Here is a 15,884-nt window from a genome sequence, read left to right as displayed (position 1 = left end):
TTAAGCCTCATCACTTGTTACAAAAACAGCTTCGTATGCTTTTTCCCACTCAGCCTTTGCTTCCTCATCCTTTTCATCAGAAGAACGGTCTACAATAAATGGAATCTTCAAAGTAGAATATTTCTCTGCCGCATCCTTCAGCAGTTCCATCTTATCATTTACCTCAGATTCTTCAGCCGGAAGAATATCAGAGGAAAGAATCGCAAGTCCGCACTGGCTCTTTACAAGTGTCTTATAATCTGTATCATCTGATTTTCCCGCAAATACAACAGAGCCATTTTCCAGTGCTGCTGTAAGGCTGTCTACTGTACAGTCCTCTTTCTCCATTCCAAGGCTGGTAACCTTGTCTGTAAGATTCAGTTTATCCAGAATATTAAGGGCATCTGTGGAAGCTACATAAGCAGATTCAACTGGCTGCTGGATCAGAATCACGTCTTTATCAAGACCAGCTGGAATAACAGCACCATCTGGTACGATCAGGTATTTTACAACGTTTCCAGTATAAAGCTGATCTGTGCTGGCAGTCTCATTGGAATCCTGTGCCTTTGTTGTTTCATCAGCTGTTTCTGCTTTTCTTGCTGTATCTGTGGTCATATCTACTTCCAGAAGGGTAATGCCCTTTGCATAGTGATACAGTTTGAAGTATTTTGCATGCTCCAGTTTAGTTTCTTCTTTATACTCGAGTCCTGTGATCTCTGGCGCCTCTTCGTCTAACTTCTTGTTTCCTGTGGAAAGCATGCTGTTATCAGAAGCCGGATTCTCTTTATCGGTCTTCTTCGGATCGTTGGCACCCTTTAAGGCAATGTAAATGGTATATGTAATCTCATGAGCCTGGGACATTCTGGTGGTCATACCGATAATGGTATTATTCTGGTTTAATGCCACCGGAATGGTGAAGGTGGATGTTCCGCCGCCGCATGCTCCGTAGTATTTATTTCCGTTTGCTTTTACATATCCATAGTATTCACTGCTGAATACGATCGTCGCATAAGCCTGTCCGCCGGTTACGGTGATCTTGCTGCAGGAAATGCTTACTTTTCCAGTTCCGCCAGACCAGGAGAAGCTGTCCGGAGTATAGGTTCCGTCTGCCAGAGTAGTGGAACTATTTACCGCTGCTGTTCCGCCGCTTAAGTCAGATTCATATTTAGACTCTTTTTCCGGTTTTTTATCTGGTTTCGGAGACGGTGTTGGGGTTGGGGTACTGCTTGGGGTTGGGGCTGCTGTAGGTGTTGGGGTAACTGTAGCCGGAGTATCCGTGTTATCATCTGGTGTTTCCGGGTCATCCTGCACATCACCGATTTTGTTCAGGGTTTCTGACTGGAAGGTAAGGATCCTGTCATACCAGATCTGATTTTTATGGGAAAAAGCAGCGACTGCAATTCCATCATCAAGAGACTCTACCGGAATCTCATAGGTATACTTACCGTCAGCATTTACTACATATGGAACCCATTTCGAGGAATCTGCTGCGGCAGCTTCTTCCTTTGTTCCAAGAAAGAGATAATCGTATCCTGTACCGCTTAAAGTAAGGACAGCAGTCATTTTGCCATTCTTGGAAGTAAGCACACAGTTTACTACACGGAACATGGTTGCGCTGGAATTTACAGTTACGTTATAAATTCCGCTGTCGCATACGTTACCGGCTGGTTTAACAGCAGGGGTTGGGGTAGCGGTTGGTGCCGGAGCTGGGGTCTCGCTTGGAACTGGTGTAACCGTTGGTGTGGGTGCCTTATTGCCTGGAATTGTAATGGTAAATTCTCCGCCTTTGGAATACTGATACCATACGCCGCCCTCTTTTTTACGGATGGCTACCTGATATTTCTGGTCTTCTTCTGTGGAAGGAACTGCAAATTCAAAGGTATAGCCCTCTCCTGTAGGAGTTCCTACACATACATTTTCTGGATCGCTTTTTGCATCTTCCACGCTTCCGAGATAGATGGCATCGTATTTGTCTGTAGCGGTTACGATAGTAACAATTGTTTTGTCTCCCTCGTGTCTTGCAGAAGAGCTTGCAATCTTAAACATACCAAGGGCGCCGGAATCATCTGGCTTATCAATTGTGATGTCCGATCCGTCTGGTTTTACATCTGCTTTTGTTGTGTCATCTGTCTTTCCGGTTTCTTCTTTGGAATCGGATTTTTCGGAAGTTTTGGTATCCTTTGCCTCTTCCTTTTTCTCTTCTACCGGAGTTACAGTTGCTTCCGGTGTCTGCTCTGGTTCCTGATCCGCTTCTGCTGCAGGAGTCTGCTCCGGAGCTGGTGTTTCGGAAGGGATTTCCTTTGCCGGCTCTTCCGTAGCCGGTGCTTCCTCTGAAGAGGCTGTATTAGAAGTATCTTCAGAAGCAGTTTTCTGATCATCCATGTCCGCAGCTTTTTCCTCTGCAGCTGGTGTAGGGGTAGTTGTAATCAGCACATTTACATCCTCTCCCTCTGCCTGTGTGAGCACAGCCGGAGTGATCGTCATTGCTACAGAAAGAAACAGTGCCAGAAAGCGTTTTGAATTTCTTTTCATTTTTCTCCCTCGATTCTTTATAGTTCATTTATATGGTTCTGAATAAATCCAGGCAGTTTCTTGTAAAGAAGCTCATCTGTATACATCAGAAAATTCCAACGGAATATTTTATTACACAAAAATGCCTGCTCCAAACAAAGAAGCAGGCACTAAAATTTAAATATTCTGCAGTCAGATATATCATGAGAATGAAGTGCTTTCTTCGGAAGCTTTCATTAACGGATTCAGCAGGTTTCCTGGCTTACAGATCATTACGGAATCTAACCTTCTCAGTAAAATACAAATGGCACGAACAGATTCCATTCCCTGTTTACAGTGACCGGATCGCTCAGGACTTTCACCTGATTCCCTCTTAGCCTGCAGTCTATTCCTGCAAAGGCACTGAAAACGGATTTATTCAATTCATTTCATTATAGCAGACTGCTTTGTCGAAATCAATAGATTGACCTGGCAAATTATTGTTTATATTGGCTGTAGCCAACTTCTTCCTTGCGAAGAAGGGTACCTTCCTCATCATAGACGCTGCGATAGGTCCGGCAAATATTGGCATCTGAATGTTCGGTAGTGATCTCCACCCGGTTGTTATCTGTTTTCGTACCGTAGATGGATACTGTCACTGCTTCTTCTTTCTCATCGTAGGAAGCGGTGATCTTAACCGGATATGCACTGTTATTCTGGAAACGGAAATCCTGTCCGCCCCATACTACTGCTGCATCCAGTCCATCCTCCACATAATCGATCCGCGCCGCGTGATTATGGCGCTCCACAATAGCCAGATCTGACTGGAGACATGCCATATATAAAGTGGTAGAAATCTGGCAGATTCCGCCTCCGATATCCTGGGCATGCTCACCGCCAACGATCACAGTGGCTTCCCGGTATCCTCTTTCCTCTGTTCGTGGTCCAAGGGTATCGTTATAGGAAAAAATCTGTCCGGGCTGAAGCTCTACCCCGTCACATGCTTCCACAGCCAGTTTCAGGTTGGCTACACGGTTATCTGTTCCTCCGCCGTATGTGGTATAAGTACCAAGCAGGTTCAGGTAAGGAAGGGCTTCAATTTCTTCTGTGGACACATCTGGTAAAGTGATTTCCAGCGGAATTGTGACAGTTTCTCCTTCTTTTGCTTTTTTCAGTTTCTTTTCAGCAGATTTTACATTGAAGGAAATGCCCGTAACAGCTGGAATGATCTCATTATTTTCCCCTAAAGAAGCATCCTGTGCCTCTGTATGTACCTCTTCATAATAAGCTTCCATATCCAGTTCGTCTGGCGGAGTTTCCTTCGTTGGGCACTCAATAACTGCCTCATAATCCTCAATGGAAATCGCCCTCAGGATTTCCTCCTTTAAAGCATCCATATCTGGCCCGATTCCGGTTTTGCCTTTGGTGATCACTAAATCTGTGTCTGTGAGTTCACAGGAAGTCTGTACGGTGGTGGAGCCATTTAAGATCCCGGCCTCATCCAGAACAGTATCCAGTTCGTCCTTGTTTCTGGCTTCCGGCATAAGAGTGACCTCTTCCTTGGTCTTATTGTTCATAAGCTCAATGCGGTCTGTCCCGTGGGTATACCAGGCACCATGTCCCAAAGAGTAGGCACTTTCTACGATGGACTTCACGTCCAAACCAAGTACCGGATAAACAGATACCTGGAATTTCTTCCCGTTTAAAGTGACAGTCATCTGGGTATCCTGATACTTTTCCTTAAAGTCCCTAGAAATGGCGTCAATTGCCTCTTCCTTTGTCATTCCCTGAATGGCAATGCCATTGACTTTCAATTTCTTCCAGATCACATTATCCGTAAGGAAATGACACCACAGACCATAAGCGCCCACAAGAATCAAAAGCAGGATCAAAACCTTGATCATGCCATTTTTCATTTGTTTTTTCATATAATAATTTTACCTTTGACTGTTTTTTAGAGCAGTGGGGTAAAAAAGCATGTACGGTTTCCAGTGTGACATGCAGCTCCTACCTGCTCTACTTTTGCCAAAATTGTATCATTATCACAGTCAATCGTCAATGATTTTACATATTGAACATGACCGGAGGTCAGTCCTTTGGTCCAGAGCTCGTTGCGGCTGCGGCTCCAGTAGGTCATTTTACCAAGCTTCAATGTAGTGAGATAAGCTTCTTCATTCATATAAGCCAGCATCAGAACTTCACCGGTTTTGTAGTCCTGTACAATGACAGGAATCATGCTGTCACTGTTTAGTTTAAAATCAGACCAGGACATTTTACTTTTTAATTCTTTCGAATCCATAGTTGATAAACTCCTTTTCGTATTTTAAATGTAACTGTCCAGTATCTTCACAGTTACACGCTTCGCGATGCACAGAAATCATGCAAAGCATGATTTCGCGCTGCAATCTTCGGGTTTTCTGTGAACTACGTTCACAAAAAACACCTCGCGGAATACTGCCTTCTGAATAGTTACTTTTGAACGCAAATAATTATGCCACTTGCCTCCATTCAGAAAACAAGTGGCAGTATACGGTATTTATTCTTTTATAAGTTACAGTTTTCCCTTTTTGGGTGGAGTATAACCCTATAGGCTGCCCTTTGTAGAAAGTACGTCTGAAATCCGCGGATCATAAGCCACCGCCATATCCAGTGCTTTGGCAAAGCTTTTGAACATTGCTTCTGCCATGTGGTGGTTATTTCCCTGGGTGAGCACCTTGATATGCAGGTTCATGGCCGCTGTATAGGAAATGGCATAGAAAAATTCTTTCACCATTTCTGTAGACATATCCCCTATTTTTTCACTGGTAAATTCCCCGTCAAAGGAAAGGTAGGGACGTCCTCCAAGATCAACAGCGCAGAGCACCAGACATTCGTCCATGGGAAGGATGCAGCTTCCATAACGGCGGATTCCCTTTTTATCTCCTACCGCTTCTTTGATCGCTGTGCCCAGGACAATTCCTGTGTCCTCAATAGTATGATGATCGTCTACCTGAAGATCTCCCTTTACCTTTATATCCAGATCAAAAAGCCCGTGGCGGGTAAATCCATCTAACATGTGATCAAAAAAGCCCACACCTGTATCCAGGCTGCTTTTTCCAGTTCCGTCCAGCTTCAGCTTTATGGCAATCTTAGTTTCTTTTGTATTACGTTCAACAGTAGCTTCTCTTGTCATGACTGCTCCTTTTTATCCTCGTCCTCAAAACGGACTGCAATGGAATTGGCGTGTGCCGTAAGCTGTTCAGATGTTGCAAACTGGATAATATCCTTGTGGATATCCCGAAGGGCAGATTTGGAATAATACACGATGCTGGATTTCTTGATAAAGTCGTCAACGGAAAGTGCAGAGAAAAATTTAGCAGTTCCGTTGGTTGGAAGAACATGGTTCGGCCCTGCAAAATAGTCTCCAAGAGGCTCGGAGCTGTATTCGCCAATAAAGATCGCACCTGCGTTTCGAACCTTCATCATAACCTCAAAAGCATTCTTAGTCACAATTTCCATATGCTCAGAAGCAATCTCGTTAGCCGCTTCAATGGCTTCGTCCATGTCTTCTGCAATGAGAATATATCCAAAATTCTCCAGGGATTTCTCAATGATCTCTTTTCTGGAAAGAACTTTCAGGTAGCCTTCAATCTCTTTTTCCACATTCTGTGCCAGTTCTGTGCTGGTGGTGATTAAGATCGCGGAAGCCATCTCATCATGCTCCGCCTGGGAAAGCAGGTCCGCTGCTACATAATGTGCATTGGCGGTTTCATCTGCCAGAACCAGGATTTCACTTGGTCCGGCAATGGAATCAATGCTTACATGTCCGTATACGGCCTTCTTTGCCAAAGCTACAAAAATGTTTCCAGGGCCGACGATCTTGTCAACCTTGGGAATGCTTGCCGTACCATAAGCAAGGGCACCGATGGCCTGGGCACCGCCCACTTTATAGATTTCGTCAGCACCTGCCTCCTTTGCCGCTACCAGGGTGGAAGGATTTACCATTCCGTCTTTTCCAGGAGGTGTGGTCATCACGATATGGGGTACGCCAGCAACCTTCGCCGGCACAATATTCATCAGTACAGAAGATGGATAAACTGCCTTTCCGCCAGGAACATAAACGCCTACACGGTTTAACGGGGTTACTTTTTGTCCAAGCATGGTGCCGTTCTCTGTGCTGGTAAACCAGCTGTTCTGACGCTGCTTTTCGTGATAGCTGCGGATGTTTACAAGGGCTTTGCGGATAACTTCAAGCAAAGAAGCATCAACCGCTTTATAGGCGTCTTCGATTTCTTCTTCGGTTACGCGGATGGTCTCCGGGGTAACTTCTACTTTATCAAATTCTTTGGTATAGGAAAAAAGCGCCTCATCCCCTTTTTCCTTTACATTTGCAAGAATATCGACTACTGTGGCTTCAAATTTGCCGTAATTATTAGGGCTTCTTTTTAAAAGATTTTCCAGAATATCCTTGGTAGATTCCTTTGTTAATCTTACTGTACGCATTGTGATCGGTCCTTCCAATTTAATTATTTCGACTTCATTTTCTATCGCGTAATATCAGATACCTCTTTTAGATTATTTTACGCAAATCATCGATCAGTTTGCTGATCCGTTCATTTTCCATCTTCATGCTTACCTGATTTACAACCATTCTGGCAGAAAGTGGGCAAACCTCTTCCAATACCTTCAGACCGTTTTCCCGAAGGGTACTTCCGGTCTCCACAATATCTACGATCACCTCAGAGAGCCCCACAATGGGAGCCAGCTCAATGGAGCCGTTCAGCTTGATGATCTCAACGGTCTGGTGCTTCTTATTATAGAAATAATCTTTGGCAATGTTGGGATATTTGGTTGCCACACGGATCAGCTGGTTGGAACTTAAAAGCGGCCGCGCACTCTCTGGTCCGCATACACACATACGGCAGGCTCCAAAGCCAAGATCCATTACCTCATAGAGCTTACGGCCTTCTTCAAGAATCGTATCCTTTCCCACAATTCCAATATCGGCAGCACCATATTCTACGTAAGTAGGCACATCTGGTCCTTTGGCAAGGAAAAAGCGGAGCTTTAATTCTTCATTTACAAAGATCAGTTTACGGGAATCCTTATCTTTCATCTCTTCGCAGGTAATCCCGGTTTTTTCCAGCATGGAAAGGGTCTTGTCTGCAAGTCTTCCCTTGGTAAGAGCAAAAGTCAGATATCTCATAATTCCACCTCACAAACCTTCGTTACTTTCTCCGGACGAAGAGCCACATTCTTACCCTGGGCGCGAAGCTCCTTTGCCTTCTGGATTGCCTGAATGCGGTTGTTCTTACGGTAAGTGATCACCGTAACGCCCTCTTCTTCCTCCATTTCAATTTTCTGTCTGGACAGTGCCATGAGAAGGTTGTCCACTACAATTGCAAATCCGATGGAAGCAGCCGGTTTTCCGAAATGCTTCATCAGCTGGTTATAACGTCCTCCCTTGATCAGCGCCTCACCAGTACCATACGTATAGGCCTGGAAAATAATTCCAGTGTAGTAATGGTATTTACTTAACATGGAAAAATCAAATGTAACATATTTCTCATAACCATAAACCTTTAGAAGCTCATAAATCTCCTCCAGACGGGCAACTGCCTTTAATGCCTGGGGATTGTCGGTAAGGACTTTTGCCTTCTCCAGAATTTCTGCGGAACCGAACATCTGGGGAAGCTGGGAAAGGGCTTTCGCAAGGGATTTATCCATATGCTTGCTTTTTACAAGCTCCTCTACGCCGAAGTAATTCTTCTGGGAGATCAGCTCCCGAAGCTCTTCTTCCTCTTCCTGGCTCATGCCGGTCTGTGCCAAAATGGCCTTGTAATAGTCCACCTGTCCTACGCTTACCTGAAACTCGGTAAGTCCGGCAGCAAGAAGACACTCTACAGTCATGGCGAGAATCTCTGCATCTGCTTCCGCTGAATCGTCTCCCATACGCTCTACGCCCATCTGGGTGGTTTCTTTTAGTCTGCCACGGAAACTGGAATTATTGATAAAGGTATTGCCTGTGTAACACAGGCTGACCACTTCTTTTTCCGGATTAAAATAGGTAGCACATGCTCTGGAAACGGATGGCGTAAAGTCCGGACGGAGCACCAGTGTATTGCCCTCTCTGTCGAAAAACTTATAAAGCTCCCTGGAGGGAATGGTTCCCACTTCTTTGCTGAATACTTCGAAATATTCAAATGTGGGAGTCTCTATATCTTCAAAGCCATACTGGTGGAATACATGATGGAGCTTCTCCTGAAGCTTTTGTTTCCTGCTGCATTCCTGACTGTAAATATCCCGTACACCTTCCGGCGTATGAAAAATCCTCTGCATATAATGTTTCCTCCATGATGTTTCTTGTTTATTTCGCAGTCTGCCCTCCTCTTCTGATCTCTCAGAGAAGGGGTTGTTAATTACATAACACTTTATCACACTACCACGATAATATAAAACCAATGTCGATTATAATGGAATCTGATTCCATTGTCAAGATGAACCTTCTTGTGACAGGTACAAGCGTGCAAACTTGGGTTACTGTTCACTCTGGGACCAGTAACCGCTTTGCGATGCACAGAAATCATGTATTCCCATGATTTCGCGATTCCAGATCCAGCTTCAATCCCTCTAAATAAGGAATCAGAAAGCCGCCTTTTTTCGGCAGATAGTATTTCTCGTCCAGTTCCTCCCTGCGGAAGCTTTTCCGTCCGCCCTCTTCCATCCGCTTCCAGAACACCAACAGATCACGGAAGGGCAAATAATAGAACAGGTTCAGATGACTGAAAAATATAAGAAAAAATGCCACGCCGTTCTGTTTTTCAAAGTCCTCCATAAACTTCACCTGATGGGGGTGAATGTTCGCCAGAGGAAACGTCTGGGCGCTGCATTCCTTTGCGTCAAAGCAGACAGGGATACCCTGTACTGCACCTATGTAGTCAACGGTACTTCGCTGGTCAAAGTAGGCCAGGGTAATGTGGCGGTTCTCCTTATCCATGCGTACCGGAGTGATGGGAGTTGGGATCTTCTGCACCAGTGCAAGTCCCTTTTCCCTGTATTGTTCATTTGTACGGTTTACAAGATCCTCCAGGGTAGAACCCCGGAGGCCTCTGCTGTTCCATGTTGCCATGTTTACGGCTCCTCATAGCCAAGAAGCTTAATGGAAGGATAATATCTTACCATTGCCTTTCCCACAATCTGGTCAAAGCGGACGAAGGTATTCTGCCAGTAACGGGAATCCTTGGAATTGTTTCGGTTATCTCCTAACATGAAATAGCAGTTGTCCGGAACCGTATATGGTCCGAAGCTTCCTTTCATCTTCTCTGGAATAAAGGAGTCATCAAGTGCTGTCTCAGACCCATCAATGTATACCTTTCCATCCTTGATCTCAACAGTCTCTCCTGGAAGTCCGATCACACGTTTGATGAAAAGCTGGCTTTCGTCATCCGGATATTTGAAGATCACAATGTCAAAACGCTCAGGATCTTTGACCTTCTTGGAAATCTCATGTCCGAACAGATCCAGGTTAATTCCATACGCCAGGCGGAATCCAAAGATACGGTCTCCGGTCATAATGGTTTTCTCCATGGAGGGAGACGGAATTTTTGCGTTGATCAATACTACGTTGTTGATAACCAGGACTACTGCCACTACAATGATGATCATTTTTATGTAGTCCCATACTTCATGCCAGATTTTCATATTATTTATTCTCCTCTACGTGTTCCTCTTTCAGGATATTTTGAAACAGCTGGGGCAATGGCGCTATGTACTGCCTGCCAGACAAATAGGAAAGCCTTCCTTCTATCCTGGGAATCTCCAGTCTGTATGCGTGGAGCAGCTGGGATTTCAGGCCATATTTCCTACGATATTCTTCATTTAGGGAAGGCCGCCCGTACTTGTAATCTCCAATCAGGGGATGTCCAGTACTGGCAAGATGTGCCCTGATCTGATGGGTACGCCCTGTGATCAGTTCTACCTCAAGCAGTGTAACCTTACCGTTATCTCCAAGAGGATGGTATCTGGTCTCAATGGGAAGTGCCTCTGGTGTTTCATTTTCCTGTACTGTTACTTTATTACATTTTTCGTCTTTATGCAAATATCCTTTGATATATTTTTCATTTTTTAGGACACCTTTTACCAGACATCGATAGAATTTATGAAGGTTTCTGTCATGGAAAAGGGTGGAAAGCTCCTGAAGCCCTGCCAGGGATTTTCCTGCGGCCACAAGACCGCTGGTATTTCGGTCCAGGCGGTTGCACACAGATGGGCGGAAGGTGTGCAGGGAGCTTTCCGTAACGGCTCCTGACTCCAAAAGATAGCCGGTCAGATATTCTACCAGAGAAGGTTCCTTATCATCCGCAGGCTGGGAAAGCATTCCAACAGGCTTATTGATCAGAAGAATATTGTCATCCTCATACACAATGTGAAGCTTCTGGTGGGCTCTTGCTACGGTTTCCTGCGCCCTGGCGAATTTCTCAAAGGTTTCGTCGGAAAGAAAAAGCTTTACATGGTCACCGGAGGTGAGCTTCTCATTCCCGGTGGCTTTTGCTCCATTTAAGGTGATATTCTTTTTGCGGAGCATTTTGTAAAAAAAACTTTTGGGTGCTTCCCGAAGGAGCTTTCCAAGATATTTGTCAAAGCGCTGCCCCGCTTCGTTTTCATTTATAATAAATTCTTTCATATGGATATCCTGTCAAATGTGGAATTAAATTCATTATACTATACTGGAAATATATTCTGTATTTCTCAAATACTGATGTTTCATAAATTAAGCTTCTGCATCTATGGGGAAGCTGCTTAGTTTACATTATTTTAGCATCAGATACACAAATTCAATATCACATGCTTCACCATGTCATCCCTGGTAAAATCAGGATATCTTTCGTCCGGAGTAAAGCGAAGTCCCTCTTCTAAGGATTCCCTGTGCTCGTTCATGGAGTCCAGCCGCTCCAGGAAAGGGCGAAGCTCACTTAAGATCTTCACATCTACCTTATAACCATTTTTACGGATCAGCTTCTGGGCTTCTGCCGCCATAAAATTCGTATCAGCTTTCGGATCACTGGTGTAACCCACAACTGTATTTCCGCATACGGCAATGGCATCTATGGCGCACTTCTTTTCATAAAAAGTCATGTACATCTCATATGCCATTACAAGCTCTCCCTGATGAGCGTTGATCTTCTTGTACAGAGCCGGATCTACGGGCCTGGCCAGATAAACCATGATCACATCTACCACTGCCTTACAGCCTGGAAGGGAGCCAACCAGTGCAATGATGGTCCAGATGGAATTTCTGGTGCCAAGATAGATCCACATACTGATGAAAATAAAAACGGGGACGCCAAGCATGATCGCGGCAATGATGATCCTCCGTTTCCGCTCACGCTTCAGGTATCCGAATTCTCCTTTGTTCGTCTGCGTTAATTTCATGAAAACACTCCTATTTCTGTTTTTTTCTTGTGTGATTGTTGCGGATGGTTTTCCTGGGGGCAGGGACACGATTCCCTGTACTATGTCTTGAAGTTTTACTGCGTCCGGAATTTTTAGGATATCTGTCTCCGTCATGACCTTCCCGGATCGGTCTGATCAGGCATTTTTCCCCATATCCAACCAGATCCATGCGTCCTGCAATTTTCAAGCCCTCCAACACCAGCTCTCTGTTGGCTGGATTTTTATACTGCATCAGGGCGCGCTGAATAGATTTCTCATGGGCGTTCTTAGGCACATAGACCTTCTCGCCCGTAAGCGGATGGATACCCGTATAATACATACAAGTGGATAAGGTAGATGGTGTGGGATAAAAATCCTGCACCTGTTCCGGAGTAAAGCCAAGCTCACGCACATACTCCGCCAGCTTTACCGCTTCCTTCATAGTACATCCCGGGTGGGAGGACATGAAATAGGGAACTGCAAACTGCTGCAATCCGGCTTTCTGATTCGCTTTATCAAATTCCTCTAAAAACTTCTGGTATACTTCATGAGACGGCTTTCCCATATATTTCAGCACCTGGTTTGAAACATGCTCCGGTGCCACACGAAGCTGTCCGCTTACGTGATATTTGGCAAGCTCATTGAGAAAGGTCTTGTCTGGATCTGCCAGCACATAATCAAACCGGACCCCGGACCGGACAAATACCTTTTTTACCTTTGGAAGATTACGCAGCTTTCGAAGAAGGGACACGTAATCTTTGTGGTCGGCAGTCAGATTCTTACAGGGCTCCGGAAACAGGCAATGCCGGTTCTTACAAACGCCCCTGGTCAGCTGCTTCTGGCAGGAAGGCTGGCGGAAATCTGCGGTAGGTCCGCCTACATCATGGATATAGCCCTTGAAATCCTTCTCTTCTGTCATGTGAACAGCTTCTTTTAGAATGGATTCGTGGCTTCTGGTCTGCAGGATTCTTCCCTGATGGAAGGTTAGGGCGCAAAAGCTGCAGCTTCCGAAGCAGCCCCGGTTGCTGGTAAGACTGAACCTGATCTCCTCCAGTGCCGGGATCCCGCCGTCTTTTTCATACATGGGATGATAGCTTCCTACATAAGGAAGATCATATACATCATCCATTTCATTCTGGGTAAGGGGAAGGGCTGGCGGATTCTGGATCACATATCCCTTATTTCCATAAGACTCTGCCATGGTTCCTGCTGTAAACGGATCCGTATTCTGATACTGGATGGCAAAGCTTTTGGCATAAGACATCTTGTCCTCTTTTACTGCCTCGTAAGAGGGAAGCACAATGGGGGCATAGGCGCGGGACAGATCTTTACACTTGTAAACCGTACCTGCCACATAAGTGATCTCCGCCACAGGAATGCCGCTGTCAAGAGCCTCTGCAATTTCAATTATGGAATGCTCTCCCATCCCGTAGGAGATCAGATCGGCACCGGAATCTATAAGAATGCTGTGCTTTACCTTATTTTCCCAGTAATCGTAGTGTGCCATCCGCCTGAGACTTGCCTCGATTCCCCCAAGAATAATAGGAGTTTTCTTAAAAGTCTGACGTATGAGATTACTGTATACGATTACGGCCCGGTCCGGGCGCAGACCCATTTTACCGCCAGGAGAATAGGAATCCTTCTGGCGATGCTTCTTCGCAACGGTATAATGATTTACCATGGAGTCCATATTGCCTGCGCTTACAAGGAATCCAAGACGAGGCTCCCCAAGTACGGCTATGCTCTCTTTGCGTCTCCAGTCCGGCTGGGGGATGATTCCCACCTTGTAGCCCCGGCTATCCAGAAGACGGCTGATGATGGCTGTTCCAAACGAGGAATGATCCACGTAAGCGTCTCCTGTCACGTAGACAAAATCCAACTGCTCCCAGCCTCTGGCCTCCATATCTTTTTTTGTAACTGGTAAAAATTGTGACATCTATATTTTTCTCCTATGTACTGCCCTACTTCTATCCGCCTGTGGATGCTAAAACGCGAATGGACTGGACAGTCATGTATTATCGGGTTTTCTGTGAACTTTTTCACAAAAAACACTTCGTGGAATATTACCAGCGAACAGTAATATTTTTCGGACAGCTTTACGAAATACAGCTCTTACCCGGCTGGTGTCCGACCTCATGGTAGACAGCCTGGGCACGGTAGCCTTCCGCAATAATATCCAGCTGTCTGTGAAAACGCTCCAACTGTTTCAGATCCTTGGTATGGAAAACCCTGAGGAATTCCGTCTGGATCTTAATCACCTCCCGCTCGCTGGATACACGGTAAAGGTTCTCTATATTATTGAGAATATCTTTCACAAGATTCGACTGCATCTGTGAAGAATTCTGAGCATCCATAATCTCATTTCGAACAGAGGACATCTCCTGATCCAACAGAATAATGGCATCTGCCGCATTGGTCAGACGCTCTGCCACATGAGGCGGCATGTCTCCTTTATACTTGTACTGAAGAGAATGCTCAATGGTAGCCCAGAAGTCCATTGCCATGGTACGGATCTGGATCTCCGCCTGCAGCTTTCGGGGACCATTTAAGGTTTCCACCGTATAATAAATGATCAGATGAAGACTTCTGTAACCGCTCTGCTTCACATGCTTCAGATAATTCTTCTCGCTTTTGATGGTCATATCAGACCGGTTCTGGATCAGAGACGCTACTGTCTCAATATCTTCCTCAAACTGACAGATAATGCGGATTCCAGCAATGTCTTCTACTTCCTCCTCCATGCGCTCCATGGGAATATGCTTGCGCTGCATTTTCTCCAGGATGCTGGATACGCTCTTCACACGTCCGCTTACCTGTTCAATAGGGGAATACAGATCATTTTCTCTGTGTTCACTGATAATGTGCTCAAATTTGACGATCAGTTCCCTGACCGCCAGTTCGTAGGGGCATAAAATGCTTCTCCATAACTGTATTTCCATATAATTCGCTCCTTACCGGATATGGGCAAAATAACAGAGCCTATAAAATCTGTTCTGCTGCTAAATATTGGTGAGCTGCCCATATGTCTAATTATTATAGCATATATTTCGAAAAAATTGTTATCAATATGTATACTTTTTTACTTTTTTCTCCATGGCACGTAAAACATAGTAAGGGTTCACACTCAGCTCCTCTTTTCCCTTTGGATTTACATAGATTCCAAGATGAAGATGGACTGGAAATTTTCCGGAAGTGCCTTCCTCTCCATATCCGGTATTCCCCATAAATCCAAGGATCTGTCCGGCCTCCACCGTTTCTCCTATCTGGAAATTTTTTTCATAGGATTCCAGATGTGCATAATAAAAATACCCACCATGGGAAGAACGGATCCCGATCCGATATCCCCCAAGAGGAAGCCATCCGATTTTTTCTATGCTGCCAGAAGTCATAGATATCACAGGATAAAATCCGGACTGAGAAATTGTGCCAAAGAGATCACAGCCTTCGTGCTTCCGGCTTCCACCATAGCTTCGGTCAGCCCCAAAGGTGTTTTCATAAAAAATCTCTTCTTCTATTTCTCCATCTGCCCTGACAGGAATGGGAAACGTTTCCAAATCTTTCCAGACAGCCAGGTAACAGCTTCTCAGATCATAATAGTCTTCGGGCTTGAAGCGCAGGTAAGCTTCATTGTTCCGGGAAAGACGTCTTGGAAAAAATTTTCCATTTAACATAGTTGCAGTAAGAAGATCAGCAAATTCCCTGTCCGGATATTCTTTTTCGTCAAGCTGCGCATAAAGCTCAGGTCTCATGGCCTGTTCCCGGAAGGCTTCTGTAAAACAGGTATCCGAATTTAACAGGGAAGTCTGGCTTCTTTGCTGAATAAAATTCTGAAGCAAGGTAAGTGACAGCAGGAGAAAAAGAAGAAGGAGTAGATATTTTCCGGTCTTTCTTTTCATGGCATTTCCTCTCTTAAACATATGGGAAACTATAGGGTGAATTTTTTACCCTCAGATAATATATGGGAAAATAAAAAAAATAGAACAAAAAATCAGCTGCACTGAAAA

The 15,884-nt window shown here is 44.9% G+C and carries 13 protein-coding genes, 1 pseudogene and 1 riboswitch; all 14 genes and pseudogenes read right to left on the bottom strand.

Features of this window, described 5'->3' with window-relative positions; genetic code table 11:
• Complete coding sequence (locus tag ACTQWB_RS05035; RefSeq protein ID WP_441500860.1) at nucleotides 1-2,511, bottom strand: hypothetical protein; 2,511 nt, start codon at nucleotides 2,509-2,511, stop codon at nucleotides 1-3.
• Between the two features lie 209 nt (nucleotides 2,512-2,720).
• Nucleotides 2,721-2,912: riboswitch (cobalamin riboswitch) on the bottom strand.
• Nucleotides 2,913-2,966: 54 nt separating this feature from the next.
• Nucleotides 2,967-4,397 (bottom strand): VanW family protein, encoded by a 1,431-nt coding sequence (locus tag ACTQWB_RS05030; RefSeq protein WP_441500861.1) that lies wholly within the window; start codon nucleotides 4,395-4,397, stop codon nucleotides 2,967-2,969.
• A 29-nt stretch (nucleotides 4,398-4,426) separates the two neighbouring features.
• A pseudogene (gene hisI / locus ACTQWB_RS05025) lies at nucleotides 4,427-4,741 on the bottom strand (phosphoribosyl-AMP cyclohydrolase); the annotation flags it as partial.
• A 312-nt stretch (nucleotides 4,742-5,053) separates the two neighbouring features.
• On the bottom strand, nucleotides 5,054-5,641 hold the full coding sequence (gene hisB, locus ACTQWB_RS05020; RefSeq protein WP_441500862.1) for an imidazoleglycerol-phosphate dehydratase HisB: 588 nt from the start codon (nucleotides 5,639-5,641) through the stop codon (nucleotides 5,054-5,056).
• Nucleotides 5,638-6,951, bottom strand: coding sequence for a histidinol dehydrogenase (gene hisD, locus ACTQWB_RS05015; RefSeq protein WP_441500863.1), 1,314 nt, complete (start codon nucleotides 6,949-6,951; stop codon nucleotides 5,638-5,640). Before hisD ends, hisB begins: the two co-directional genes overlap by 4 nt.
• A gap of 67 nt (nucleotides 6,952-7,018) precedes the next feature.
• Entirely contained in the window at nucleotides 7,019-7,654 is a 636-nt protein-coding gene (gene hisG / locus ACTQWB_RS05010; protein WP_441500864.1) for an ATP phosphoribosyltransferase, read from the bottom strand.
• Nucleotides 7,651-8,787 carry an ATP phosphoribosyltransferase regulatory subunit gene (gene hisZ, locus ACTQWB_RS05005; RefSeq protein ID WP_441500865.1) on the bottom strand — a complete coding sequence of 379 codons (1,137 nt, stop codon included), beginning with the start codon at nucleotides 8,785-8,787 and terminating at the stop codon, nucleotides 7,651-7,653. Before hisZ ends, hisG begins: the two co-directional genes overlap by 4 nt.
• A 244-nt stretch (nucleotides 8,788-9,031) precedes the next feature.
• A complete protein-coding gene (locus tag ACTQWB_RS05000; RefSeq protein ID WP_226822611.1) occupies nucleotides 9,032-9,577 on the bottom strand; it encodes a Holliday junction resolvase RecU in 546 nt (181 codons plus the stop codon).
• A gap of 2 nt (nucleotides 9,578-9,579) precedes the next feature.
• Entirely contained in the window at nucleotides 9,580-10,149 is a 570-nt protein-coding gene (gene lepB, locus ACTQWB_RS04995; protein WP_226822609.1) for a signal peptidase I, read from the bottom strand.
• 1 nt (nucleotide 10,150) lies between these two features.
• A complete protein-coding gene (locus tag ACTQWB_RS04990) occupies nucleotides 10,151-11,131 on the bottom strand; it encodes an RluA family pseudouridine synthase (RefSeq protein ID WP_441500866.1) in 981 nt (326 codons plus the stop codon).
• Nucleotides 11,132-11,268: 137 nt separating this feature from the next.
• Complete coding sequence (locus ACTQWB_RS04985) at nucleotides 11,269-11,880, bottom strand: hypothetical protein (RefSeq protein WP_226822605.1); 612 nt, start codon at nucleotides 11,878-11,880, stop codon at nucleotides 11,269-11,271.
• 10 nt (nucleotides 11,881-11,890) lie between these two features.
• The gene (locus ACTQWB_RS04980; RefSeq protein WP_441500867.1) at nucleotides 11,891-13,816 is read right to left on the bottom strand and encodes a YgiQ family radical SAM protein; all 1,926 of its coding nucleotides are present in this window, start codon (nucleotides 13,814-13,816) and stop codon (nucleotides 11,891-11,893) included.
• Between the two features lie 160 nt (nucleotides 13,817-13,976).
• Entirely contained in the window at nucleotides 13,977-14,819 is an 843-nt protein-coding gene (locus ACTQWB_RS04975) for a GTP pyrophosphokinase (RefSeq protein ID WP_295303843.1), read from the bottom strand.
• Nucleotides 14,820-14,942: 123 nt separating this feature from the next.
• A complete protein-coding gene (locus ACTQWB_RS04970; protein WP_441500868.1) occupies nucleotides 14,943-15,776 on the bottom strand; it encodes a M23 family metallopeptidase in 834 nt (277 codons plus the stop codon).
• Nucleotides 15,777-15,884 lie beyond the last annotated feature (108 nt).

It is taken from the genome of Blautia sp. HCP3S3_H10_2, from assembly GCF_052122375.1.
Lineage (GTDB): Bacteria > Bacillota > Clostridia > Lachnospirales > Lachnospiraceae > Blautia_A.
This window is presented reverse-complemented; position numbering and strand designations above follow the sequence as displayed.